At 57.5% G+C, this 25,429-nt stretch carries 9 protein-coding genes; 2 read left to right on the plus strand and 7 right to left on the minus strand.

Features of this window, described 5'->3' with window-relative positions:
• Positions 1-76: 76 nt before the first annotated feature.
• The 7 genes from ABX74_RS16325 to ABX74_RS16355 form a co-directional block, all read right to left on the minus strand.
• Positions 77-2,248: a UvrD-helicase domain-containing protein gene (locus ABX74_RS16325; RefSeq protein WP_189637339.1), complete on the minus strand. Its 2,172-nt coding sequence runs from the start codon at positions 2,246-2,248 to the stop codon at positions 77-79.
• Entirely contained in the window at positions 2,245-8,595 is a 6,351-nt protein-coding gene (locus ABX74_RS16330) for a DEAD/DEAH box helicase (protein ID WP_047889226.1), read from the minus strand. The genes ABX74_RS16325 and ABX74_RS16330 overlap by 4 nt, the downstream gene beginning before the upstream one ends.
• Complete coding sequence (locus ABX74_RS16335) at positions 8,588-13,303, minus strand: Eco57I restriction-modification methylase domain-containing protein (RefSeq protein WP_047889227.1); 4,716 nt, start codon at positions 13,301-13,303, stop codon at positions 8,588-8,590. The genes ABX74_RS16330 and ABX74_RS16335 overlap by 8 nt, the downstream gene beginning before the upstream one ends.
• A gap of 3 nt (positions 13,304-13,306) precedes the next feature.
• Entirely contained in the window at positions 13,307-16,102 is a 2,796-nt protein-coding gene (locus ABX74_RS16340) for a DEAD/DEAH box helicase (RefSeq protein ID WP_047889228.1), read from the minus strand.
• Positions 16,103-16,235: 133 nt separating this feature from the next.
• Entirely contained in the window at positions 16,236-17,957 is a 1,722-nt protein-coding gene (gene drmB, locus ABX74_RS16345; protein ID WP_047889229.1) for a DUF1998 domain-containing protein, read from the minus strand.
• A complete protein-coding gene (locus ABX74_RS16350; RefSeq protein ID WP_223257940.1) occupies positions 17,954-21,154 on the minus strand; it encodes a helicase-related protein in 3,201 nt (1,066 codons plus the stop codon). The genes drmB and ABX74_RS16350 overlap by 4 nt, the downstream gene beginning before the upstream one ends.
• Positions 21,151-22,953 (minus strand): UvrD-helicase domain-containing protein, encoded by a 1,803-nt coding sequence (locus tag ABX74_RS16355; RefSeq protein ID WP_223257941.1) that lies wholly within the window; start codon positions 22,951-22,953, stop codon positions 21,151-21,153. The genes ABX74_RS16350 and ABX74_RS16355 overlap by 4 nt, the downstream gene beginning before the upstream one ends.
• Positions 22,954-23,246: 293 nt before the next feature.
• Between ABX74_RS16355 and ABX74_RS16360 the strand changes: the two genes are divergently transcribed.
• Complete coding sequence (locus ABX74_RS16360; protein WP_082148514.1) at positions 23,247-24,386, plus strand: DNA cytosine methyltransferase; 1,140 nt, start codon at positions 23,247-23,249, stop codon at positions 24,384-24,386.
• Between the two features lie 77 nt (positions 24,387-24,463).
• Positions 24,464-25,417 (plus strand): GTP pyrophosphokinase family protein, encoded by a 954-nt coding sequence (locus tag ABX74_RS16365; RefSeq protein WP_047889232.1) that lies wholly within the window; start codon positions 24,464-24,466, stop codon positions 25,415-25,417.
• The last annotated feature ends 12 nt before the right edge of the window (positions 25,418-25,429 follow it).

Here is a 25,429-nt window from a genome sequence, read left to right on the forward strand (position 1 = left end):
GCAATGGCGTCGTTGAGTGGCACAGCTGGGCCCCTGACGATCATCGCGTTCAGGGGACCTAGCCAACTCACTGCTCTTACAATGCTTCTCCTACAATTTCAGAGATCTTCCCTATACCGAACAGCACCAGTTGCTCCCGGGCGCGCGAGCCTGCCACATAAAGAATCCGACGTAGCTTCAGTTCCCCTTGAACCCGATCCACCCCGGTCAACCTCTTGACATAGAAGGGCGGGAATTCGCCTTCACCGAGCCTGCACATTGCGACAGCACGAAACTCCAGCCCCTTCGCCCGGTGCATCGTCATCACTCGGACTGCGTCTCCACTCTTGTCCTCGTCTGAACGATCAGTCACGATGACGCTCTGAATACCCGAGGATTGGAGCGATTCAGCTAGGTCTTTGACGCTGTCTTTGTCCAACGCGAAGACTGCAATGTCGGACAGATTGAAGCCTTCGCCGGCCCATTTCTGTACTTGAGCAGAAAGACCCCTATTCTCGTCCGCGATGTTCTTGCGTATGAGGATCTCAGGCGCCGGCCCACCGAAGACTGACCGTGCTCCCGCGAGGGTGTCCGATGCCAGATCGAGGTCGTCGACTTCAGTGTCTGCGACTCCCAAGCACCATTGCAGAATTTCTTTCGATGTTCGGTAGTTGATTGTGAGGCGGCGCGATCGGCCTCTCGTCTCAATTCCGAAGCGAGAGAGCGGTGCCGGTCGACCGTAGATGCGTTGGTGGGCGTCACCGACGATGAACATGTCGTCGCTATCCGCAGGCACCAACGCTCGTAGCAGCTTCCAATGGGCAGGATGAAGATCCTGCGCCTCGTCAACCACTACATGTCGATACCCCAGTTGGTCCCGGAGCGTCGAGTCAGACAGCAATGTTGCGGCTGCTTGAGAGGCCAGCTGCGTGAAGGTCGTCAAACCCTGGGACCGCATCAAGCTCTCGAATTGCTCGATCACCTTCCAGACATCAGCGCGCTGAGGTCGGCTCAGACGCTGACTCCGGCCGCTTCGGGGCACCCTGAGATAGCCAGCTTCATCGACAATCGCGTTGCCCAAGACAACCTGCGACCATTCATCTGCCAAGAAAGTGGCGTCCCAGGTTCCCGTGGCAACCAGTGCCGCGGAAGACCACAGTTCTCTCACCTCGGAACTATCGGACGACACAAACTTCGTGTTTGCGACTGCGATTCGTCCCGCATCCGACGCTGTGACAACCCGTCGGGCCACGGCGTCGATGTTGACTACATCAACTCGATCCAGGACCTTGGGTCCGGCCAGCTGTTTGAGTTGGGATTCAATGGTCCGAGCAAGGTTCTTGGTGAATGTAGTGAACAAAACCTTCGTCGAGGCTTCTTGCGAATCGAGCTGTCGAGCAAGGAATCTCGCGCGGTGAATCGCCGTTACGGTCTTGCCGGTGCCAGCCCCACCTGTCACACGGAATGGGCCGTTCCAACCCTTGTGCGTCGCAAGTTTACGCTGAAGTGGATGCAGCCATACTCGCCACTTCGCGAAATCTCCTTCGAGAACTGCCCGAAGCTCGTCTTCATTTTCACCGTCGAAGCTTGTGAAGCTGAGTCGTGACAGCGGTCGTTGCAGTGCAGCAGAGAGATCCTCGACGTCGAATTCACCAGGCTCGTCAACCACGAGATCTGCCCACACATCATCCGGACTCTTGCCGTACACCAAATCAAGCACAGCACTGCCTTGCGACGAAGGGAGTGCAGTGACAATGGATTCCAGGGTGTCCTCGTCGGACACCTTCTTCAATTGCTCGGCGATCTCGGATTCGACGCCAAATCGTTCCAGGTCCTTCTGACGGACCTTCGCAGGCATCAAGGGTTTGACGGTGTCGGTCGCCTGCTGAACCTGTCGTGCTTTGTCCACTGCTTCGTCAAGGGCCAATGAGTCGAACAGCTCGGCAGCGCCAGTCTTCGGATTGACCTGAAGCGTGAGCTTGCTGGCGTACTCGTACGCGTCATCATGCTTCTTCACTGCGACGAGGTACAAGGTGCTGGTTTCCGAATCCTCCCCTGCGGCAATGAGAACAGCACGATAGTTGTCAGTGACTCGAGCGGTACGAACATGCTTCGTTTTTGCGAGCTTCGGGATCTTGAAATCCAACCCGGTTGCATCCGGATCTTGCTGCAGCTTCACCATGAAACTGAGCACGCGGCTACGCACGCTGCCGTCGAGGCTGTCATAGGAGTCTTGAAACAGGTCATGCATCAGGACGTGTGTCTTCACTTGCTACTCCCATTCACGGCATTCTCCAGATCGCGGGCAAGCGTATCCGGAACGTTCTCGTCCTCGACGGTTTGCACTGTCCATCCGTCCTTCGCGAGCCATTGGTCACGGTCGTCGTCGATATCAACGACGACGGCAACCTTTGCAGCGGGCCACGCAAGTTCAACCTGCCAGATACTTTGATCTGGGCCCACTTCTGCACCGGCTTCTGGCACATCCATGGCGGCTGCAGCCATGATCTCGATCAGCTTTGCAAGGACTGGATCTGTGTAGTCCCGGACAACCGCCCATTCAGGTGCCAACTCGGCAATCTGGCCGGATATCGTGGATTGTGCAGGAGCTGACAACGGAATGTGCGACTGCGCCAGAGGATCAACGCAACGTCGAGTCCATATCTCCACCATCCGCATCGGCATCTGATGTCCAAAATGCGGAAGAGTGAGGAACTGCAGAACGTTCGCCCACCGCAGCCATTCGCGCCATCGCGCAGCGTGCTCGGGACCACCAACCTCCGTGTGGCGGTCGTCCAGCACGCTGAGCACTCCCGTCGTGGGAACGTGGTCCGCGGGATCGGCAACCACGATCAGCGGCAATCCACTCAAGCCCGACCGGGGTACCAGCATTACGGTTCCGTCTGATTCCGAATCCGCCTTGGTTCCAGCGAGGAATGAATTCAGGCTCGCATCAAAGCTTCCCGGTTTCACCATGATCGGGGCATCAGATCCGTGTCTTCCCGGATTCACAATGGCCAATACGGTCCCTTCCGCACCATCACCCCACACTGCAGCGTCGGGGTCAGCCAGGTACTCGATCATGAAGTCGATCGGGTTGCCCCACAACAGTTTCAAACGGGGATCGTCGATGCCAACACTCGCAGCATTCTGAATCTGTTGGTGAACAAGGTCCGGCACTGCAGCCTTCAGAGAATTCGAAATAAAGGCCTGAACATCGTCCCACGAAATCGACCACACTCGCCGGCCTTCGCGACGGAGTGCATCCCGCTTCACCGCATCGTCATCAGTTCGGTTGTGCTCAACGCTCGCATGGAATTTCGCACCGTCCAGGTACACCGCAACGTCGCAACCCTGCGCATCGCTTCGTGTCAGGAGGAAGTCCGGTTGCGTCGCAATCGATCCCGCTCTGACGTCAACCAGCGGTCGCATTCGCCACCGCCGAGGCTCTCCGTCCGGATTGGCGAGTCGTAGGTCAAGCTCTTCACCCTTGGAGCCAATTGCGGCTTCGATTGACCATCCGTCTCGGGCTGCTATCCGTTCCTTGAGTGCCTCGCGGAACTGCAGTTCCAATTCGCTGAGTTGAACTTTGGCTATGTCGACTGTGCTGACGGTCGGAATCTTCTCGACATCCCAATCTTGAAGGAAGTTGTCGAGCAGCCCCAGTGCCGATTCTCGTGATGCATTGGGCATTTCACGCGACTGAAGGACTCCATACAGGCATCGGTGGCACGCGGCCCGACCTTCGAGTCGGCACGGGCACGCGGCAAGAACATCCCGCGCGAGGGTGAGAATATGCCGCAACCGTTCAGGCTGCCCGAAGCGGTCGAGGTAACCGGTGCCGCCAGGGACAGTGTCATGTAAGACAAGGAAGCGCCTCACCGAACCCATACCGTCGCTCATGCTCGACGCAACAACCGCAAGGTGCTGAGGGTCGCCACCGAAATCTCGCCGCAGTCCGAGTAGCAACGCTCCCTTGAAGGACGTCATCGTCGTCTCGAAATGCAACAACGAAACCGGCAGCAACAGCCGGACAGCTTGCGTTTTCAGCTCATGAGAGAGCAGCAGCTTCTCCCACTTTTCAGCTGTCCCTCGCCTGGTCGCGCAGTAGCCCCGGTGGCGGGCCTTATCCTTTTCGGTCGCCTTCTTGGCCACGACACCACAGTGAGAACATGTAGTGAATCCTGCTGCCGACAGTGTCTCGCCGGCAATGATCGTCTCGTTGCCAGACACATCACCTAACCCGACGTTGATCGAACGTATTACCGCAGACCTCGCGTACTCGGCGCCGAAGACCGTTTCTTTCAGCTTCCATGCGTCGACGATGTCCGCGGGGTCGATATCAACCCCGGTGACACGGCCGAAGTAAGTTTTGGTTCTGTCGTCGGCGTCCTCATCAATCAGAACATCGTCGAGACGGTGCACAGCTGATACCCGCTGCAACGGCAGAACCTTGTGCACTGCACCGGCATCGGTCACTGCTGAGCTATGGCATCGCGGGCACGCGGTCAATGGCGCCGACGCGTTGGTTGTCCCCCAACCGCAGGAAGGGCACAGCCTTGTATTCGCCCAGAGTGGTTGCGAAAGCGGCCCGACGTCGACGGCATCAACCTCCACTCGTTTGCCACTGGCATAGAAGTACGCTCCCGGCGCCAACTCGGTGAGTGCGCTACTGCTGCTTCGTTCGTAGGTGAGGTCGAGTGCTTGCGGCTCTGGGGAGTCATTCTCGTTTGCGGTCCACCAGAGGTGCACGTCGAGCGTGGTGGAATCGTCGAGCAGGTTGTAGTTCGGCAGTAGACCGACCCCACTCAACCCCGTCAGCGTTTCTTGACGTCCGCGCTCACGTAGTTGATCGCCAAGTGCTCGCGACTCCCCCATACAGCGCTTCCGATCGTCCTTTTGCTTGTCGTCGAGATGACCATGCTTGTCGATCTCGGCGACGGTTTTAGCGAGATCGTTGAGACGACTCCGAATTTCGTCAGAGTCCGTTTGCCACGCCAGTGCTACTCGCGCCGCGCTCTCACGGAGCCCTCCGCTGGCGAAGTCCTTCACCGAGGACTCCGCTTCCGGCACAAGCTTCTTACCGAAAAGCCCAAGGAACTCTGAGCTCAGAGAGTCAGCGGCCGCAGTCGCAGCGTCGACCACAGCACGCAACCACGCTCCATCCGCCATACCTCCGCTCAACGCTGCGCTGAGCTTGGGTGGCATCACAGGTACGACGCCGAGACCACCAGTTGCGAGGCGGTCCAACGTGAATGCGAAGAACTGGCGGTAGAGCAACTCCGTCGCATTGAGATATGCACCAGGCGGCAGCACCTCACCGGCGAGCAGGTGGCCTGGCTGGGCAAAGTAGTAGAGGTCACGAGGCGAACTCGGCACAGCAGCGAGAACGAACGCATTACCTGTCGAACGGCCGGCACGTCCGATCCGCTGAAGGTAACTGGCAGTGGACCGTGGGAGCGAGGCTAGTGCGACGGTACTCAGGTCACCGATGTCGATACCGAGTTCCAGCGTCGGCGTACACGCGAGGATGTTGGGGTCAACAGGCGAGCCACCACTCTTGAAGCGCGCCTCCACTTCCTCTCGCTCTTCCCTGTCGAGCAGTCCGGTGTGCTCCGCACTCACGATCCGCCGGATGCGCCCCGACTGATACATCTTCCGGTAGAAGTTTTCGGACTCCATCTCGACTAAAGTCAGAGTGCCGGGACACCGCATTCGTGGGCAGGGAGCCCCGGTCCACAGTGACTGCCGCTGCTTCGAGCTGGGCTGCACGTGATGACAGATCGGGCACTGCAACCGAGCAATGTCGTTGGGGTCCAGAATGATCCGGTCTGGCGCGAGGCCGTAAACCTTGGATCCCTTTTCGCCACTGCGTCGTTCGAGGGGACCGTCTTCGCTTGCGAGAGAGTCGATTACGTCTGCGAGTAGCGCTCTAGCTTCAGGCGCCGTCACGCCAAGGCACCGCCTCGTCCAATCGGTCAGCCAGGACTCACCTCGCGGATTGACCGCCATGAAGTCTGTGTCACCAGCCGCACCGGTAGTTAAAAAGCCGGGAGCAGGTCGCCCAAGCGGGAATTTGGGCATTCCCTCAGCGCTACCACCCCAAATCGACCAGCGTCTGCCTTCATCACGGATGTAACGCGTGAGCCATTGGTGGTAGACACCGCCGTTCACCCGAAGATGCTCCAACAACCCCAAGATCCAGATGTCATAGCGAGGCCCGCCCACGGACTCAGATTCAAGCTCGAGCTGTTGTGGCCTCTGGTCAGGCACCTCGAGACTGAGCTGGCCCGAGGGTCCCCCTCCAAGATTCAGGCTCAGTTGTGGCAGGTTCTGGTGAATGTCGTGAACTCGCTGCGAAAATAACGCCAGGTCAACGTCAACATCGACAGCCATCGCGCCGGCGAGCTCAAGAGTGCGACCCACGCGGGCATTCAGCCCCGCTTCCAGCTGTGCTTGGAATGCGATCCGCACCCCCAATAGTTCGCGCATGCGGCTTCTGGGATCGTTCTCCAGCCACGCGCCGTCAACTCCCGTACGACGTACAAAATCCGGCGGAGTAATCGAGTAAAGCTGATCGACGGGAATGTCGGCGACAAGTCGATCGGACGTTTCCTTAAGAGTTGTCCGTTCGCCGTGAGTCGCACCCAGCAGAGCGGATCGAAAGTTGAACTGGAAGGCGCGGCCCTCAATGAACGCCGCACGGTGTGCGGCGTCCTGCACCGAATCGGTGAAAACGAGAGTCTTCTTCTCACTATCGGCTAGAAGAGTGGATCCGAACTCACTGGTTAGCCCGACGCTAAGCAGCGTGGCGACACTTGACCCCATGAATCGGATTGCGTTCTTCGCGCCGCACGAGGGGCATGTCTGATCGAATGCCGCCTTTTCGTCTGGAGTGCAATGGACTGCAAGCGCATTCGCGCTCGGAACCGACCCGATTTCAAGCGTATCTGGGTCGAGATAGCTGACGCCTTTGTCGCTTTCATCTGCGAGTAGCAGGGCACGTGTTTTGAATCGGGTGGTCAGTCGGGCACTGTCTCGCCAGATTGTGACGGGATCATGACCGAGCTCGTCACCGAGTTCCGTTGTCGTTGCAATCCATCCGGAGTGTCCGCACACACGGCAATGTGCCGCGGGCAGAAATGTGCCTTCGGTTGGTAGCCCGTCGTGCCACCAGTCGAATCTTGTTTCGCGACTAAGGCTTCGGAGCATGCGGGTAAGTTCCCGTACCCAGAGCTGAACCTGGACGTTGATCATCGGCCGCAGGTTGCCGTTGTCATCCTTGATTCTCGCAACAGACATCAATGCAAGGAACTTGAGTAACGCCTGCTGCACCTCGAGAGGTTTCGTCGAGTTATGCACCCCCCAGGGGAGAACACCGGCCTGAGTGATCCTCGTGACCGCATCGGCCGGTGTGAGGGGCTCACCACCAAGAGTGTCGATCACGACGCGAGTCAGGAAATGAGTCCGCAGAGTTTCGCCAATTTCTACGGGGTCGGCATAGTCAATCTCAGCCGCGTGCGCGCCAGGTTCCACCGAGGGCTGAAGCACGGCTCGCGCCAACGGTTCCCATGATCCTGTGACTGAAGCATCTACCTCCGGAGCATCCAGGATCGCGTCGACCGAGGGGATCTCAAGCCCAAAGTCGACGTGCGGCACAACATCTGCAGCGGACAGTGACGTTTCGGTGATCAGCGATTCGGGTGCGAACTCAGTGCCGAAGATCGTTTCAGCGAACTCTCGCAATTCATCTGAGCGAGTGCCTCCACCAAGTGTCGCGGATGTTGCGACGGGAGTGATACGCCCCAGTGGCCGTCCGTCCTCAGCCACTCCAATTCGCGAGCCGAGCCGACGGATGAGCATCGCTACATCGGTTCCCTGAGCCCCGTCGTAAGTGTGAAACTCATCGAGCACGAGATATTGCAGTGATGCAGCAGCGTTGTCCCACAAAGGTTTATCGCCTGAGCGAAGCAGCAGCAGATCGAGCATCTTGTAGTTGGTGAGCAGGATGTCAGGCGGGCGTTTCCGTAGCTCGTCGCGGTGGTCCACCAGCTGGTTGCGGGTTCGAGTCCTACGTCGGCCTTCGCCACCGATGTAAACGCCGGCGGTGACCTCACTGAGCTGAGGATCGTCGTGGAGGTAGTTCGCTAGACGACGAGCCTGGTCAGTGACCAATGCGTTCATCGGGTACAAGATGATCGCTTTGATCCCGCGCTCCCCACGGGCTGCCGATCGCCGAGCGTGGTCAAGAAGCGGGACGAGGAAGGACTCCGTCTTACCCGAGCCAGTTCCGGTAGTCACGATCGTGGGCTGCGCGCCTCGCCCATGCGTTGAAAGCCGATCGAACGCCTGCGCTTGATGCTGAAAAGGTTGAAAGCCCTTTGGCATCCATTCCAGCGGCGATTTCCAACTCGTCGCCACTTGCTGGTAAGGCGTGCGGAGCTTGAGGTACGGACCACGGAAGATCCCGGTCTCGGGATCACGAAGGAACTCGCTGAGTGCCTTGCCCGCGTTGGCATCTGCCAGCGAAAAGGTGGTGGACAGGTACTCCGTAATTGAATCCCGGGTTTCCTCTGCCAGGAGCGAGGGAAATGTCGGGGAGGTGCCCTTAGCCATTTAGCCCAAGCCTCCTCTCGAATTCGGCGTAGGCGGCGCGCATTTCGGCCTCACGATCCGGTTTGTAGAACCACGGCACATCGTGTTTCTCGTCAGGAGGGAAAGGCTCGTAGCGACTAAGGAGATCTCCACTGTCTTCACCCTCAAGATATGCCTGCAAGAGTTTGTAGTCGTTCTTCTGCTGCCTAACACCCTGGGCGTGATGCTCCTTCGCGACCTTCCTGCCCCGAGCATCAAAATACATCTCGTATTCGTACTTACGCAGAACTGGGAACTGTGCTCGAAACATCAATGCCAGATGCTCAGCCGAGAGGCCTAACATCAACGCGGCCAACGCATCGATCTCGACAAGGGCCGCCCGACGTTCAAGATCCGTCCTCAACGGCGTACCAACAGTCCATGGTAGTTCGACGGCACCCAAATTCTGCAGCTGCCGGGACGCCGGAGTCCACGAATCACTAACGAACGAGTCCGCGTAGAGCCCCTCCCAAAGCGGCGCGTAATCGCGGGTCAGACAATTGAGCCGGAGTGTCCGCAATAGTAGGAATGACCAGGCCGGGTGATCTAGCGGCGAGGGAAAACGATCAACGAGCTCAGCGTGAACATGGCTCATCCCACTTACCTTCACAAGATAGTCGAACGGCAGGGAAGCCCAAAGTCCAGCAACAAGCGCAGTGTTGAGAGACTCCCCGGGCTCCACTGCTAGATTCTTTTCGGTATGGACATGCGTAACACATGTCGATACCGTGCACGTGTGCACGGTATGGACATGTGTTACGCCCGGCGGAATTAGTGCTGCATGCAACGACCGCTCAAGCCCGGACTGCGTCATACTCCGCCATGCGACCCGCCAATAGGCTGTCGCAGGACGACCATCCCACCGCGGAATCGCCGCTTCGTAGGATTCCCTGTCACATGCTCGCTGGTAGTTCGTTCGAGCGATCGTCGATTCGGGGAGGTTCTCCAGATCCCAAGTCGTGTAGTCATTTTTGCTTTTACAGAACTGGTTTGGTTCCTTTGCGAAGGGATTTGAGACAGAAAAATGCGGGCCTTGATAGATCGTTTCATCCCATGCGCTTGGATATTCAGTACGCCATTCGATATAACCATCTTCTTTGGCCGCCTTCTCATGCCATAAACTCGACCATTTGTAACCAATATCAGAAAGGCGCCGCGATTGATGAGCAAACACCGACAATATCTCCACGTGCTCGCGCGTCAACGGACGAACTAATCGAGCCTTCCTAGCATGCGAACCCGCTGGGTCGAATAGCAAAGCCCAGTCCCGGAGAACCCCTTCGTCCACGTAGATCACACGCGATCCGTGCGATCGAATATCGCGCTCACCCCAAGGGTATGCCACGCCGGGAATCTCATCCGATCCTACACCGGAGAGACTTCCTTCGATCGTTGTAATCGACTGAAGATTTGTAAGCATGGTAAATGAGATGGGACCGGCTGCAGCATAAATATGAATACCAAATGTTTGCGATGGACTTTCGACTCCATCGAACCATCGGTTGGCCTCAATGAAATTGAAGTACCTTGTCAACCTGAAATAAGTTTCTGTCCGAAGATTCCCCGCCTTGGGGTCGGTGAAGTGCCCCTCAGGATGCAATAGGCCAACAATACCGCCACTCCCTGAACTTCTCCATACCCTTTCCATGAAATTCGTATAGAGGTTGGTCTGCACCCCTGCCAACACTGGATGCTCCACCGCCGACCCCAAGTGCTCCACAGTCCCCGCCCATGACGACACGTCCCCGAGGTACCGCATGCGCGCCCACTTATCCTCTAGCAACGCGGATCTCCGCGATTTGAACGTCTTTTCGGGAATCTTCTCCTGAAGTAGGAAGTACGGATCAGATTCGGCCAGCGTTACGTCGTCCTTCCAAACCGGCCGCACCCATGGCGGATTCCCTACCTGTAAGTGGAACCCACCATCTTGGAAGACATGTGCAAAGTCCAGCTCCCAATGAAAGAAACCTTCCCGTTGCGCTATCTCCCGCGCGGTGCCCAGCCACTCATGCTCCGTGACAATGCGCCACACGTCCCTCATACCGTAGAAGCTCTTCTCCAAATCATCCATCTCTGCGAGCTGGCCGAAGTCCTCGATCGTCTCGTGAAACATCGCCTGCGCAGTATCATCTCGCCGCGCCCCGTCGCGACCGAGCAGTGACTCCAGGGTATCGATCCACTCGTCCAAGTCAGGCGGACTCGAACGTCGGATATCCTCGTCCTCGACGGTTCCGGTAACGGGCCAAAAGCTCAACGCGCACCACGCGTCCATCGCCATCCGCAGCCTCAAGTAGGGCCCCTCCGGGTCGAGCAGTGCGGACTCGACTTGTTCGCGGGACACTGCGGCGTTCACAGGCTTCAGCTGGGCGCCCCAAACTGCGATGTCACGGGCGATCTCGTGTTCGCTGATCTGCAGCCGGCGCAACGACAGTTCCCACAGCCGTTCCACTCTGCGCCCTAGCGCACGAAGTCGATCTAGCTGCTTCCTGTCCGGCTTTTTCACCGCAAGCTTGCGCCAGGTCCGCAACTCCTCGGCCGCCTCCGGCTCAAGTTCCTTTGCCCGCTTGTCTGCTCCGACACATCCCCAGCCCTCAGATGGAAGCAGAAAGTGGTGGATCTCACCGTCTCCGACTGGCCCTTCAGAAAGCGGTCGATCCGTCGGAGGTGTCTTCAACCAGTTCCTCTTGGCCCTTCCAAGTGCGGTGAAATCGTACGTTGCTCGACGGGCACCGATCAAAGAGTTGCCTCGACGCAGGTGCAAACCAAACCATGGCGCCTGAAGCCCCCTGTGCATGACATTGAGCCAAAGCGACACCTCCGCAAGTTCAACAGCGGTGGCATTGAGGTCCACACCGTAGGCGCGATGAAGCGCCAGGTATGCCTTGACCTTCTGGAGCTCAGTCGCATAGTCCTCCGGCTGAATGCGGTCGCCGAGTTCATTCTGGCGACGGGTCAGATACTCAGCAGAAAGCTGGTTGATCGCCTCATTCAGGAAGGCGCCACTGCCGAGCGCTGGCTCACAGATCCGGTACTCAAGGATCTCGGCGGCAGTCGTCTCGTCACTGATCAACTCGGCCAGCGAATGCTTGACGACCGTTTTGGTCAACACTTCTGGGGTGTAATACGAGGCGCTGCGCTGGCGATCCCGCCCTGAAAGTCGAAAGACGAAGCTGCCCTTCGGGTGCCGAACAATATCCTTGCGACCTGCCAGTCGATCTTCACGCCAAACAATATCCTCGGCGTCATAATCACCCGACTTCGTGGACGGCACGAGCCATGAGCCCTTGTCTGCATTGCCGTCTTTCGCTACCTCGACCATGTCGTCATCTGCGATCAAGCCTGAGTAGGACATCAACCCCTCGTATACCGCGCCAAGCTGGTTGATACCGAGCTGCGCGTAAGAGATGTAACCTCGCTGCTTGTTCTTGTTCTTCGAGGGCTTCGACAGAAGTAGCAGCGTCAGCACTTCCTGCAGTACCTTATTGCTGATCTTCGCGTCGTCAATCAACGGCGTACGGGCGGGATCGAAGAGGTCCGACCTCATCGCCTCGAACACGAGGCCATCGCTATTTCGACTCTCAGCGCCATGCCCATCATTGACGAGCCTGAACAGTAGGTTCAGAGACTCGTGTAGGTGGTGCCCACCAGCCGACTTCCCTGTCAGCGGCACCTGGGTGATTTCACGCAGGCGGTCAAGGCCGTAGCCTGATCCGTACTCAGGTGCGCCGACCGGCAGAATTCCAAGCTCTGGGCGCGCTTCAGCGAAGAGTAGGAACAAGATTCGATACAGAAAACGCAACGACTGGATAGTCAAATCCCGCGGCAGCTCAGGAATACCATTGACCGGTCTGCCAGCGGCGCGACGCTGATCAAGAACCTCGTTGGCAATCTTCTCAATCGAAATACGAAGACCCTCACGAAGATCTTCGCTGACACCCACCGCATGCTTCTCGGAATCCTCGGTAAAGGCATCCAGCGCCGTCTTGCCGTCATCGTTCGGGAGCAACACGTCAGCCGACCAAAGACCCGCATGGTGTGCGAGCTCGCCAGTCGCTTTCTCGTCACGTCGGTCCAATGCCGTTGCAATATCGAACGCCAGGTACCGGCCCTCAGACCAGCGAGCCGCATCAGTCAGGAGCACGACGCTACCCGCAACAACGAGGAGATAGCGCGGAGCATTGTCACTGACAAAAAGCTGCGTGACAGCTTTCGATACTGATCCCAGCAGCTCAGTCTTTACGCTCGTGATCGACAGTTGCAGAGGCGAAATCAATTCCGCGTCGTTCGAGAACAGGCCATCGGCGTCGATAGCCGGTACGGCCTGCAGGATGTGCAGCGCGTCCGTCGCAGTAACACTGGCGAATCGCCCGAGCAAAGAGACGGCAATCGGCGTTTCACCCTGGAAGGTTTCGAGAACAGTTACGGTGCTGTCGAAACCGACTGCACTAAGCAGCATTCGATGAAGGTCTGTCACCGATTCGACGTAATCCGTATGACTCGGTTCGGGAAGTTTTCCTAGCGCAGTCAGGTAGCTGCCGCTGATTGCCGACAGTCCCTTTATGGGAGTGTCCTTGCCCTGGGAAGCGAGTTCCTTCCAGCCTTTCGCAAGGTCCTTCAGCTTGTTGGGGAAGACCTCGGCAAGCCAATGCTCGGATAGATAGTCGTTGACGTTGGAGACTGAATCGAACATTGGTTACAGACCTGCTTTCGGCACAATCACAGCAACGACGCGAACAAAGGGGTCACCGCTGGCAGCGAGTGAGTCAATGAGAGCGGAAGATTCGTCGAGCGTCTCGGAGATCTCGAGCTTCGATCCGGTTCGCCGTCCCGAGTCCGTCACTATCTCGAGAACTGTTTGTTCCCAACCTTTCAAGCTCTTCCGATACTCATCGATACGTCGGAGCAAGTCCGCTTCGAAGTCGTCGCGGCGGTCGCGAAGGTGTTCAGTCGCAGCATCCACCGCAGCAGGGACCAGGGCCTGCAGCACTTCCAAATCTACGTCGCCGAAACCAGCATTGGAGGCGCCTTCCCTGATTCCTGCTTGGTCCAAGGTCTCGTCGAAATCGCCTATTTCGGGATTGCCAGGCAACCCACGAACTGCGCCCCAGTGCGCAATTGCCGGTTGCCCCTTGGCATTCGACCAGACTGCTTGAGTCAAGAAGACCGGCTCGCTGACAGCTCCTGACAGGACTGGTATCTCGTTGCGTCCGAACCGAGACACCGATCGGTCAGCCGCCCAATCAAGAACTGGGTGAACTGGGGCAAGGAAATGAACGTCCGGCCACGCACTGTCAGTTGACTTCCGAGCTTTATCGAGCCTGCCTTCGGCGAATTCAACACTCCCCGATACTCGTAGGCGTTCAACAATTTTCTGTTCGACGAGATATTCAGAGGGCAGATCACGAAACCGCGGCACAAGATCTGCCGGCGGGTTGAAGGCGATCATGTCTGTATCTTCGTCGCGAGAGATATCCAAGCCGTGGCCGCCGGGTTCGGACGCGACGTCCTTCAATGCGTCCGCGAGGAAATTGTCGTCGTCCTGGAACAACGAACGCCGTGGGGCGCGCTCGGGTGTCGGGTCGCCGGTATGGCTGCCAGCCGTTACTTGGAGTTGCGCAAACGGATTCAAGGCTGCAGGCGTCGGCTCCGGAACGACGTCATCCAGATCCTTCCCTTCACGAATCGCCTGGATAACGGTCTTCTCTTCGATGTCAGCGTCATGCACATCAAGGAGCACTCCGGCGTCACCCAACGCGAGATTCGCTTCGTGTTCCTTCTGGAGCAGCTTGGTGACCACACGCAAGTCGCTCGGCACGTCATCGGAGTCGCTGGTAAGTGCTAGTGCCGCAATCTGCGGTTCGTGCATTTGCCCGTATCGGTCGATGCGGCCGTTGCGCTGCTGAATCCGAATGAATGACCAAGGGAGGTCGTAGTGCACGAGCTGATGGCATTCCTTGTGCAGGTTCAGGCCTTCGGAAGCCATGTCGGAAGCGAGTAGGACTCGAATTTCAGAATTGGCCTGGCCGAAGCCCTCCACTACCGACTGAACCTTCTCGTCAGGAAGTCCAGCATGCAGCACCTGAACTGCCTTGGCCGGAAGTTTGAGTGCCTTCGAGACCTCAGCCCCCAGCCACGTCAGGGTGTCGATTCGCTCCGAGAACACGACGACGCGGGTCGTGGATCCCTTCCCCACGCCGACGGACTTCAGATGTTCGACGAGCGATTTGAGCTTCGACGATCCTTGGTGATCAGCTTCTTCGGCGAGAGCATCCAAGCGCACCAGCGCTTTTGCCTCTGGAGATGATGCGGAGTCGAGAGACTTCAACCGTCGACCGACGCTTGCACGGAGGGCCTTCGGGGACGAGAGAAATGCCTTGAACAGCGTCCAGGGAAAGAGCTGGCGCCCTTGCCCTGTGACGACAGGATCGCCCGTCGGGTGAAGCCATACGTCCTCGAGTTCGCGCAACAGAGCTACCTCGGCTGCATTGGGAACAACCTCAATCACGCGTGGGGTACGTCGTTGCTTCCACCGATGCGCGACATCCAACTTGACGTCGGGTGAATTGCGGTGCCTTCGGACATAGAGGTGCTCGATATCCTTGGCGGTGTACTCCTCACGATCCGCAATGGCGGTTGGATCGAGGAGATTGATCAGTTCTGCAAATGACTTTGATTCCCCGTTATGGGGCGTGGCACTAGCCAGAATTAGTGCATCAGTCTGTGCTGCAAGAAGTCTGGCAAGTTCGTTGTTCTGGGATGTGCGGTTGATCAAGTTGTGGCACTCGTCGATCACGACGGCGTCCCACTGCTGATCCTTCAAGTGATGCTTGTACTTCGCAGGATTCTTGAGTGTGTCAATCGAAACAATGACACGCTTGTAGTAGCTGAACGGATTTCGCGAACTCGGCAAAGTCTGCTTGACCTTCTGAATTCCATTCGAGTCCAGGCGCACCAACGGTATTGCGAACCGCGTCCACAGCTCATGCTGAAACTGTTCAAGCACCGCTCGTGGAGTGACAACCAGGATGCGCTCGCCACGACCACGCCGGATGAGCTCCGACAACAAGATACCGATCTCAAGTGTCTTGCCGAGTCCCACTGCATCCCCTATCAGGATCCGGGGCCGGAGATTCTGTAGCGCCTGCGCGGCCGGACGGAGCTGGTAGTCCATTCGGTCGAGCAATGCCCGGTCCCCTACCGCGATACGGGTGTCGCTTGTAGGAACTGGACTGCCGCGTCGCACAGATTCGAGCCAGAGCCTCGAACGTCGGAATCCTGCAGACTCATCGATCACGAGCTTGCCGTCCCGCGGGTCTAGTCGATCAATCGTGTCGAGAGCTCCGAAAAACACCGCGTCCTGATCACGAACCAACTCACTGACACCGGTGACCTCGACGCGAGCCCCATCACTTTCGGTGTTCCGGACTGCTCGAACGAGCCATTCCTCGTCACGAACAACTACGCGTTCACCTGCGGCAATATCAGCCACGTGTCACTCCTCATATCGGACAGCCAGATCAGATTAGCCCGCGAAACAAACCCGTCCGTGCAGCACTCCAGGCAACGGCCAGACACATCACATGGTGAGGTGCCATTCACCACCCCACCATGTGATGCCAGACCTAGCCGGCAGCGACAAGGGCGCTGAACAATCCTTCGTTCTCCTGGTTGTTTTCGGGAGAACCGAACAACAACGCACGATCCAAAAAGGTGTTGTTCAGCTCGCACGATGTCTCAGGAGCCAGCACACAGGCATGACACGCTGCCAGGTTAAGCGCGTCAGTTCCGGATGCACCTGCTTCGACACAGACTGGGTCGGCTGAGCACCAGGACAGTCGGATTAGTCCTTCATGGAGTGCACTTGCGAAGGACTCGGGCTCTGCCTGTGAAGCCACGCCTCCCAGGCTTCCTGCCGAGTCAGAACTTGCTGTGTAGATCAGCAGCCCGGCCATCTCGTCATCGACAAACAGCCGTTCGCGCAGCGATGCCGCCGGATACCCCGCGTCAAGCGACAGCTGATCAATCAACACATGCGCGAGCGTATGAATCGCCACCTTCACGATGTCGACCTCGGCAGCCTCCGTTCGCCCAAATTCAACTGCCTGTCGATCTGCGGCTCGCTTCAGCAACTTGCGACGATCCTGAGCGAATCGCTCCTTCGCCCAATCATCGAGTTGAGCCCGATCAAACGCTACAAACACACCCTCGCCGATGACTTCCATCGCCGGAAGCCAGCTTTTCCGGCCATGCGACAGTTCACAGAGACCGTCGGCGCCAAGTTCATTCACGCCGTTAAGCCGCGAAAAGCCGTACAGGGCACGAACTTCCCGAAGTCGGGTCACCTTACGCACTTCCGTGACACAGTCCGGCAGTGACGAGTCACGATCCATTTTGATACTGACAAAGTCGGAGCCTTGACTCTCGTCACGGCCATCGATCAGCGCCGAATACTCTTGCTTTCGGAGCGCGTCTTCCGTGAGTTCCTCGTCCTCGTCCCCTCGGCGACGTTCAGCCTCGGCATTGATCTGATCGACCGAGAACTTTCCATTCGATGAAGCCGCGATATTCGTCAAGAGTTTATCAGTCACGGCCTCAGGGTCCGCCAGGGCGATCCAATGCCGGTCTACAAATTTCGCAAGTGCTTCCGAATATGGCGGAATCGAGATCGCCGATCGCACGGCAGGCAACCAGACGTTCGACGCACCGCGCTGAAGCACCCTCGGGATCTCCGCGCAATCCTGCTTGTGATCGAACCCCAGCCAAGGCCGCGCACCACTGCAGTGACCGTATTCGGCAAGAGCTTTAGGGCCGAAGGTTCCGTCCAACGACTTCGGATTCACGCCGCAGGTGCACGTCAGAACCAAGTCAGCCAGCGACGAAGTCTTACCAAGGGACTGCATACGCATCTCATGGTCTTCACCCTCACTGCTTTGTCCCTTGTGAAGCCAGCGATAGTACGGAAATTCGTCGATGTGCCCCTTGTTGCATGCAGTGATCAGACGAAACGGTGCCAGGTCAGCCTTGTCCTTACATTTATTACATTTCGCGACGTTCCAATCCCCCGAGAGGTCAAAGATCGATCCGATCCTGCGGCAGGACGGGCATACCTGAGTGTAAGGAAATCTGATGACAGGGACATCTCGAGCTGTTCCTGCGGGCGGTGACTTCAACTCCCGAACCCGCAGCGAACGCGCAAGGCGTGGCTCGCTGACGATTGGCGCTCGACTCTCATTCCAGTCGTCCAAGCCTGTGATCATGAAACTTGTTGACTCTGAGGGGAATAGCCCGCCAATTCCGTAAGTGCTCAGGAGCTGGCTACGGCGTGCTTTGGCGCCAGTTGTCATTGTTTTCTCCTCATCGGAATCTGGTACAGGCCAGTTTCTGCATCAACGTCGCGCATGCTCTGAAGGGTTGGCCAGGGAGCCTCGTCCTGCGAATACTCAATCGTGTCGTTGGTCAATGCGGTCGCGGGATCAACCAAGAGAGCCGCATCCAGATTCTTGGAATTTCGATACTTCATACGAGGCTTTTGTTCGCCGGCTTCGGCCCAAACTTCCAGCAGTTTGTCGATCTGGTCGCGCGTATCGTCAGATTCTTCCGAAGCCACTTCTGCGACCCGCCGCTCCAAGATGTCCGCCACCTGCCGGAGACCGTCCCAGTTGTCTTCCGCCAGATACGCAGAACCGTCGGCAGCAAGTCCTGGAACCAGCAGTCTCGCAAGTGAAACCAAAACACCGTGCAGCCCTCGATCTCGGGCACGCGCCGCGAAAGGTGTCGCACTTGTCGCCTCCACTGCCCGGTAAAGAGCTTGGTGGTAAGGAATGAAGCTCTCGTAATGTGAACGGTCACGAGATCTCGCGGAGTTGAAGATTGTGACTACCAGCCCCGGATACTTTCGGCCCACCCGGCTGGTGGACTGGATGTACTCGGCACTCGATTGTGGTTGGCCCATCACCGCCATCAATCCGAGGCGATCGATGTCGACACCCACAGAAATCATGTTGGTCGCCAACACGACGTCGTCTGGTGTTCCGTCGCTGACCGTTCTTTCCATCTGCTTCAACGCACCTGGAATTTCCGAGGATGACACACGACTGGTGAGCTCATTCAGTCGACGAATCTCTCGTGGGTCTCCCTCGCTCCTATTAGCTACGACCCGTAGACGTTCTCTAACGTCTCCTTCGACCTGGAGATACGCACTTCCGAGAACACGCAAACTGTTGAAGTAACCTAGCAGGGTCCAATAGGGATCGCGCGTGTCGTCGTCTCCCTCGAGATCCTTTGCCGCCTGAAGCAGCGCCGAATAGACACGCACCAACAGCGTTGCGTGGCTTGTGCCCGGCGTCATGATGCCCACGTATCGACGTGTCCCGTGGGTGTCACGCGGTGCCGGTTCCGCAAAGAAAGACTGATCTGGGTCGATTCCTGGCGGCGGGAACTGTGCTGCCTCCCTGGCAAATACCGACCTGATCTGCTTCTCAGCACGCCTGATAGTGGCCGTCGATGCGATGACTTTGGCCCTGCCGCGAGTAGTCCCTTCCGCCAAATTCTTCACCTCGCAGGCAGCATCAATCGCGGTTTCATACAGCCCGACCATCGAGCCCAACGGACCCGAAATGAGGTGCAACTCATCCTGAATGATCAAATCCGGGGCATATCCGATACCGTCACGAGCAAACAACTTGCCTACGTTCGCATTCCACGCCATTGCCGCAAACTTGTCGACAGTGCCCAGGATCAGCTCAGGGCGAGCCTGATAGATGTCCTCGTCTACAACATGCACTGGTAGGCCGTCCGCGAAGTCGCAGCCAGCCGTTCCACATGCAATATGCAAGTGTCGTTCCGGCGCAGTTTTCACCGAGTAATTCTGATAGTCCAATTCACTTCCACACCATGGACACTGCGTAAGTTGAACCGGATTCTTCTCGGTCAACTCACGACCAGATTTCAAGTCACGTAAGGACCGCTTAGCCTCATCCAGGGTATTGGGTGTGCCACCTGAACCAACCCATAGACCGATGGAGAATGCGCGCGATCCCAGTTCTGAGTTTGCCAACCGCACAGTTTCAAGAGAACACACGAGCATGGTTGCGCGTTCGAACTGCTGAATTGTCAAGAGCCGCAGCGTGTAGCGCATGATGACAGCCACACCGACGGCCTTCGGATCTTTCAGACGTCGATGAAAGATCGAGAATGCAACCAGGCCGAGGTATGCCTCGGTTTTTCCTCCGCCTGTGGGGAACCACAGTAGGTCTGCGATGTCACGGTCGGGATGGTTCGGATCACTCAAGCCAGGCAAGTTAAGAAGAATGTACGCAATTTGGAAGGGATACCACTGCTGATCCAAACCCTGATCAGCTGTGCCTGTCGCTCCCGAACGAACCCATACCTGCCTTGCACGCTGTAACTGCATCGCCTTGTTGGACAACCGGAATGCCCGCATGGTGTCAGCATCGTTCTGCAAGCGGGAGATTCCTGCATCGATCCGATCGGCCGCCTGCTTCGCAGCTTTCATATTGTTGCGTGCGATGTCCACCAGGTCCGTCTCGACGTCAGCGGTACCGTCGTCGAGCGTCGCCTCGAGGTTTTCAATCCACTGTCGATACTGCCGCGACATTGCGCGCAGGCTCCCCAGAACCTCCGCATCGGGCGCGTCGGAGAGGAAAGACATGCGCAGATTGACCGAATCATCAAGGATGCCCGGCCTCGCACGTGGGACTTCGTGTGTCGGGAGGAACGTTGTCGCAACTTGCGCGATGCACTCGCCGACGGCATTTGCACCCACCCATTCGACCGCACAGCCGTGACCGATCGCGAAAGTCCGCATATTACGGTACAAGAGAGCTGCGCCGTCAAGGTCAGGATCAGAACCAAGATTTCGCTGACGAGAGCGGTCAACGATCGCCGGCGAATCGGTGTCAATGATCAACCCGACTTGGAACCACGCTTTCGCGTCGCGCAGTTCACCTTTCACGGATTCCTGGGTGTTGCGCAAGGCCACAGATACCGTTACTGAACCTTCGCGGACTGGTCGCACATACACATAAAGCTCCAGCCCTTCCGGCATTTCGGGCCGGTAAGTTCCTGGCACGTCAACTGCATGAATGACGGGTTCGATGTCGAGCTCATGACGCTGCCAATCACTTTCCCGGCGGCGTTTCGGCTTCTCCCCGCCGTCGTCTCGCGACTCCAACGGAAGGTAGTACGCGGCCTTGGCGGAGATCTTGACCGTCGTTGCGGCGTCCAACTTCACCGAGAACGTGAGCCCCATCGACGACGGGAATCGCATACGAGCCTGAGCGACCGGGCTGTCTTCGGTCGCAGTCTGATCGCTCGGCTCAGTCCCGTCCGGCTCAGGTTCTTCCTGCAATACCTCATCAGCCGGCCACAAGACCCCGACGATGTACCGATCCAATGGTGCTTCCTTGATCACCTCAGATGCACCATCCCCCGGACCGATCACATCGCGGGACAGCTCCTCGACCATCTCGTCGCGGAACCGATATTTTTCGTCAAGCGAAGAATCAACTGGCGAGCTCACTGCATGTCCTCCATATTCGACCAATCAGGTTGTGCCAGACCAAAAACTCGCGGAGCCAACCAGAATCCTGCAAAACTGACATCCATCTTTTCCGACTTCGCCGGATCTCCCGCCACTGTCTCCACCGAGACAACCGACAACCCGGTTACCGAAGCAGGCCACGACCCGCCTTTCAGGTTGAATGCCCTCTTGAACTCCTCGTTGAAGGTCTCACTGGTCCGTCCGATCGTGTGACCGTCTTCCGTCGTCAGCAAGTACATCGGCAGCTCTGACGTAGACAAATCCAGGTCGAGTGTTGCCTCAAGTCTCTGACCAACCAATGCGTCATCACTAAGTCGAGACTGAATCGCTGCCGCGCTCACTTTGCCGTTACCGACAGGGGCATCAACTTCGACATCGTTGTATCGAAATTCCACAGATCTTGTTCGCTTGGTCTTTGGCTTCTTGCCCGGCACCCGCTCCATCAACCGATCCCGCAACCAAAACTCGGATCTAAAACTCGCCCAGTCCTTCGGAAGCCTGCACAGAAATAGGTCATCGCGCGCCCTACTCAGCGCAACGTACCGACCACGCATCACTACCCACGGGTCTTCGTCCTTCCGCGAGAAATTCGGTTCTACAACGAAGACACGTTCAAACTCGAGCCCCTTCGCTTTGTGCACCGTCGAGACGATGACGTCGGCCGTGTCAGGTTCGGTCAGGGTCAATGGAATCGCGCCCGACCGAATCAACGTACGCAGTCGAGAAAGATTGAGCTGATTATGGTTTCGCGAATCACCTTCTGCAGACTTCAGTAGGTACCATCGGTCCTCGGCCACTTCCGCTGAACAGAACTGGGACAGCGCCTCCTCGACCTCCGATCTGGGGATACGCTGCCCCACCAATGAACCCAATGCCTGCGCGACCCACCTCGCGGCGCCGAACTCTTGTGCAGTCCGTCGAACAACATGGCCCACACCGGCTTCGCGCAGGTACCTCGACACACGAAAGACCTCAGCATTGGTGTTACACAAGATGGCGGTGCGCGAGCCTTCTTGGTGAACCGAGGAAGCCCAATCCTCGATGTCTCCGCGGTCGATGAGGTTCTGTTCAAATTCGTCGAGGACGGCTCGCCCTTCGTCGGCGTTTGCTACCTCACGCAGAACTTCCCCGAGCTCGATAACCTGCTTGGGGTCCAACCCACGTGCACGATAGTTGTCGCCTAGCCCAACTTGCCTGAGCCCGAATTCATCTCGCAGCGCCTCGAAGACAGCAGAGGACGGAGTCTTCGTCTTGGAATCCTCGAGTTGAAAATCGTAGATCCCTTGAAGCGGGTCGCCTAGCGCAGTGATACCGACATCACGATCCAACTTGCGAAGCAATGCCAGCACAAAATCCGCACGGTCCCCCACTAAATCCTGGACCTCATCCATCACCACATGTCGGAGTGTCTCGATCTCATAAGGAACATCGTCACCGTCGACGAGCAATTTCGTTGCCTGGCGAATCCGCGCTTCAAAGGAGCCCACCGGCTCAATATCTGCGTCCAGCAAAAGGCGGCCGGCTAGCGAATCGAATGTACGTACATTTGCTCGAGCTATATCTCGCGCATCTAAGCGCAGCTTGACAGCTTGTACCGCGGCGCGCGAAAAGCTCAACACCAAGATCTCGGTAGAAGCAGACAACTCCTCTTCGGCAACCAGACGGCCGATACGTGACGCCACCACTTCGGTCTTGCCTTGACCGGCCCCGGCAACGACGAGCAATCGCTCACCGATGGGAGCGTCTGAAACCTCGCGCTGTGGAGCATTCAATTCCATTGCACACTCTGGCCCACTCATCACTACCTCTTTCGCAACCGCCGAAATGATGGATCGTCATCTCGGGTTCAAATGCGTCAATATTGTCATGTTTCGAAGGAATCGCCCTCGCACCCGGTGCGCGATTCGTCGATCAAAGTAATGCTCCCAGCGCGGCAGCGCTTTCAATCTATATCGGTCAGTAAGCGCTGACTGTTGCAACAACGCCAAACACCTGGACCCAAGGAAATCGATCACTGGCACCTGTCAGACGATTTCTCATCACCTTGCTCGGCCAATTCTCCCGAGCCCCGATGAACAGACAACCGACGCCTAGCCATGCCCTCGCAGTCGGCGCTACCAGGTACCCTTCACGTGTGCGCGCGAACGAATCGACGATCCAGGTACTCGACCTCTTCGCAGGCGCCGGCGGGCTGACGCAGGGCCTCCACGAATCCAGTGCGAGATACCGAGTCGCAGGGGCAGTCGAAATGGATCGAGCCGCTGCTGAAACGTACAAACAGGTCTTCGGTGAAGTCATGCATCAAGGCCGGATCGAGGATTGGCTCCAAACCCACACGGTCCCCGACGTCGATCTTGTTGTCGGCGGGCCACCCTGCCAGGGTTTCTCTGCACTTGGTCGTCAGGATGCTGACGACGCCAGAAACCAGATGTGGCGTCACTATGCAAAAACGGTGGCCCTTGCCGCCCCGAAGTACTTTGTACTCGAGAATGTCCCGCAGTTCCTGAAGTCGCCTGAGTTTCAAATATTCTGCAAGATCACCGAGACAGGCGGCGAACTCGCCGACTATGTCTTGACACCTCACACGCTGAACGCTGCAGATTACGGCGCGCCACAAGCACGGAAACGTGTTGTGGTCATTGGACGGCATCGCGACATGGAGGACCCTGGCGAACCACAGAAAACCCACGTGGACGCACATGTCACCGTTGGTGAAGCTCTCCGTGGGATCAAAGCCCATGTAACCGAACAACTCCTGCCAGAAGGTCGCTTCATAGAATTGGAAGACGGCAAGATGCTGCCCGGTGAGTTCAAAACAACCGAACTGCATCTAACTCGAAACTTCGAGCAGCTCTCGCTGGATCGATTCGCAAGCATCCCGATCGGCGGAAACAGATTCGATCTGCCCGATGAGCTGAAGGCGCCGTGCTGGCGAAGGCACACAACTGGTTCCGGCGACGTCATGGGACGGCTCCACTCGGACCGACCGTCGGTGACCATACGCACCGAATTCTTCAAGCCAGAAAAGGGTCGCTACCTCCATCCCACAGAGAACCGAGCAATCACCCACTTCGAAGCAGCTCGATTGCAGGGATTTCCAGACGATTACAAGTGGGTAGGCTCGAAAACCGCGATCGCGAAGCAGATCGGAAATGCAGTGCCCATCAAGCTCGCATCAGCAATCGGAACACTTCTCTCTCGGCATTTATAACTGTGTGACGGATAAGGTGTCGGTGAACGGGATTCGGCGACGCCAGTCTCGATACTGATCTTGGGGGAGGTGCTTCAATGGAGCAAGACAACATTCAGAAGCTCGTCGACGAGCTCTACCGGGGCCGCTCGCGAGCGTGGGACGCAGCGCTGGTAACCACTCAGACGTTTCTGGAAACACTGGCAGACGAGCTGTTGGACAACGTCGACCGTGACCGAATGAACGCCAAGAACGCGCGTATCAAGTCGCCCGAACGCGCCGCAGACAAAGTTCGTCGCAAGATCGCCGAAGCAAAGATTGCGGTGCCAACGACACCGGAAGCGGTGATTGACGCCCTCGGCGATCTGGTCGGCATCAAGGTATTGTGCAAAAGTCCCAGAGACCAGCTTGCGTTCAGTCAAGCACTCGAGACGTCCTGCCGTTCGTCTCAATGCTCGATGCGTTTTGCAGAAGAACCAATCGACTACGTCTCCAGCCCCAAGGACAGCGGATACCGCGCGTACCACGCCGTTCTCCTCGTTCGGGTCCCAACCCATCAAGGCGATCTCGATGTAAAGGTCGAAGTTCAGATCAAGACCAGACTCCAAGACGCATGGGGTGAGTTGACGCACGAAGACATGTACAAGCCTGGAGAGGCGCTGAAGCCAAACGAGTTTCACAATAACTACGCCAAACAAATGGCGGGATTGCTGGCGCAAGTTGACGAAATGGCTGACAGTCTCGCTGAAGAGCTTGATCAGCAGACTTCTCCATTGGCACCGTCTGAACGTGGGCCGGCCCGTGTCTCAAATGGGAATAGTGAGCGCCCCGCAACCATATCTGCGCGGGTCACGAAGACCGGGCCCAAATATGCCCTTGCTGTCGGTCCCGATGGGCGTCGTGGATTGATTCCTGCTCGCTCTGTTCGTGAAGCCGTCCGTGAGACAAAACGGATCGATGTTGATGTGTATCTCAGCATTGGCGATGAAGTGTCCGTCAATGTCGAGGAAACCGACGACGCTCTGTATTACCACCCGATCAAAATCGGGTGATTCGCTCGTCCC

This window comes from Rhodococcus sp. ARP2, from assembly GCF_001029585.1.
Lineage (GTDB): Bacteria > Actinomycetota > Actinomycetes > Mycobacteriales > Mycobacteriaceae > Rhodococcus_F > Rhodococcus_F erythropolis.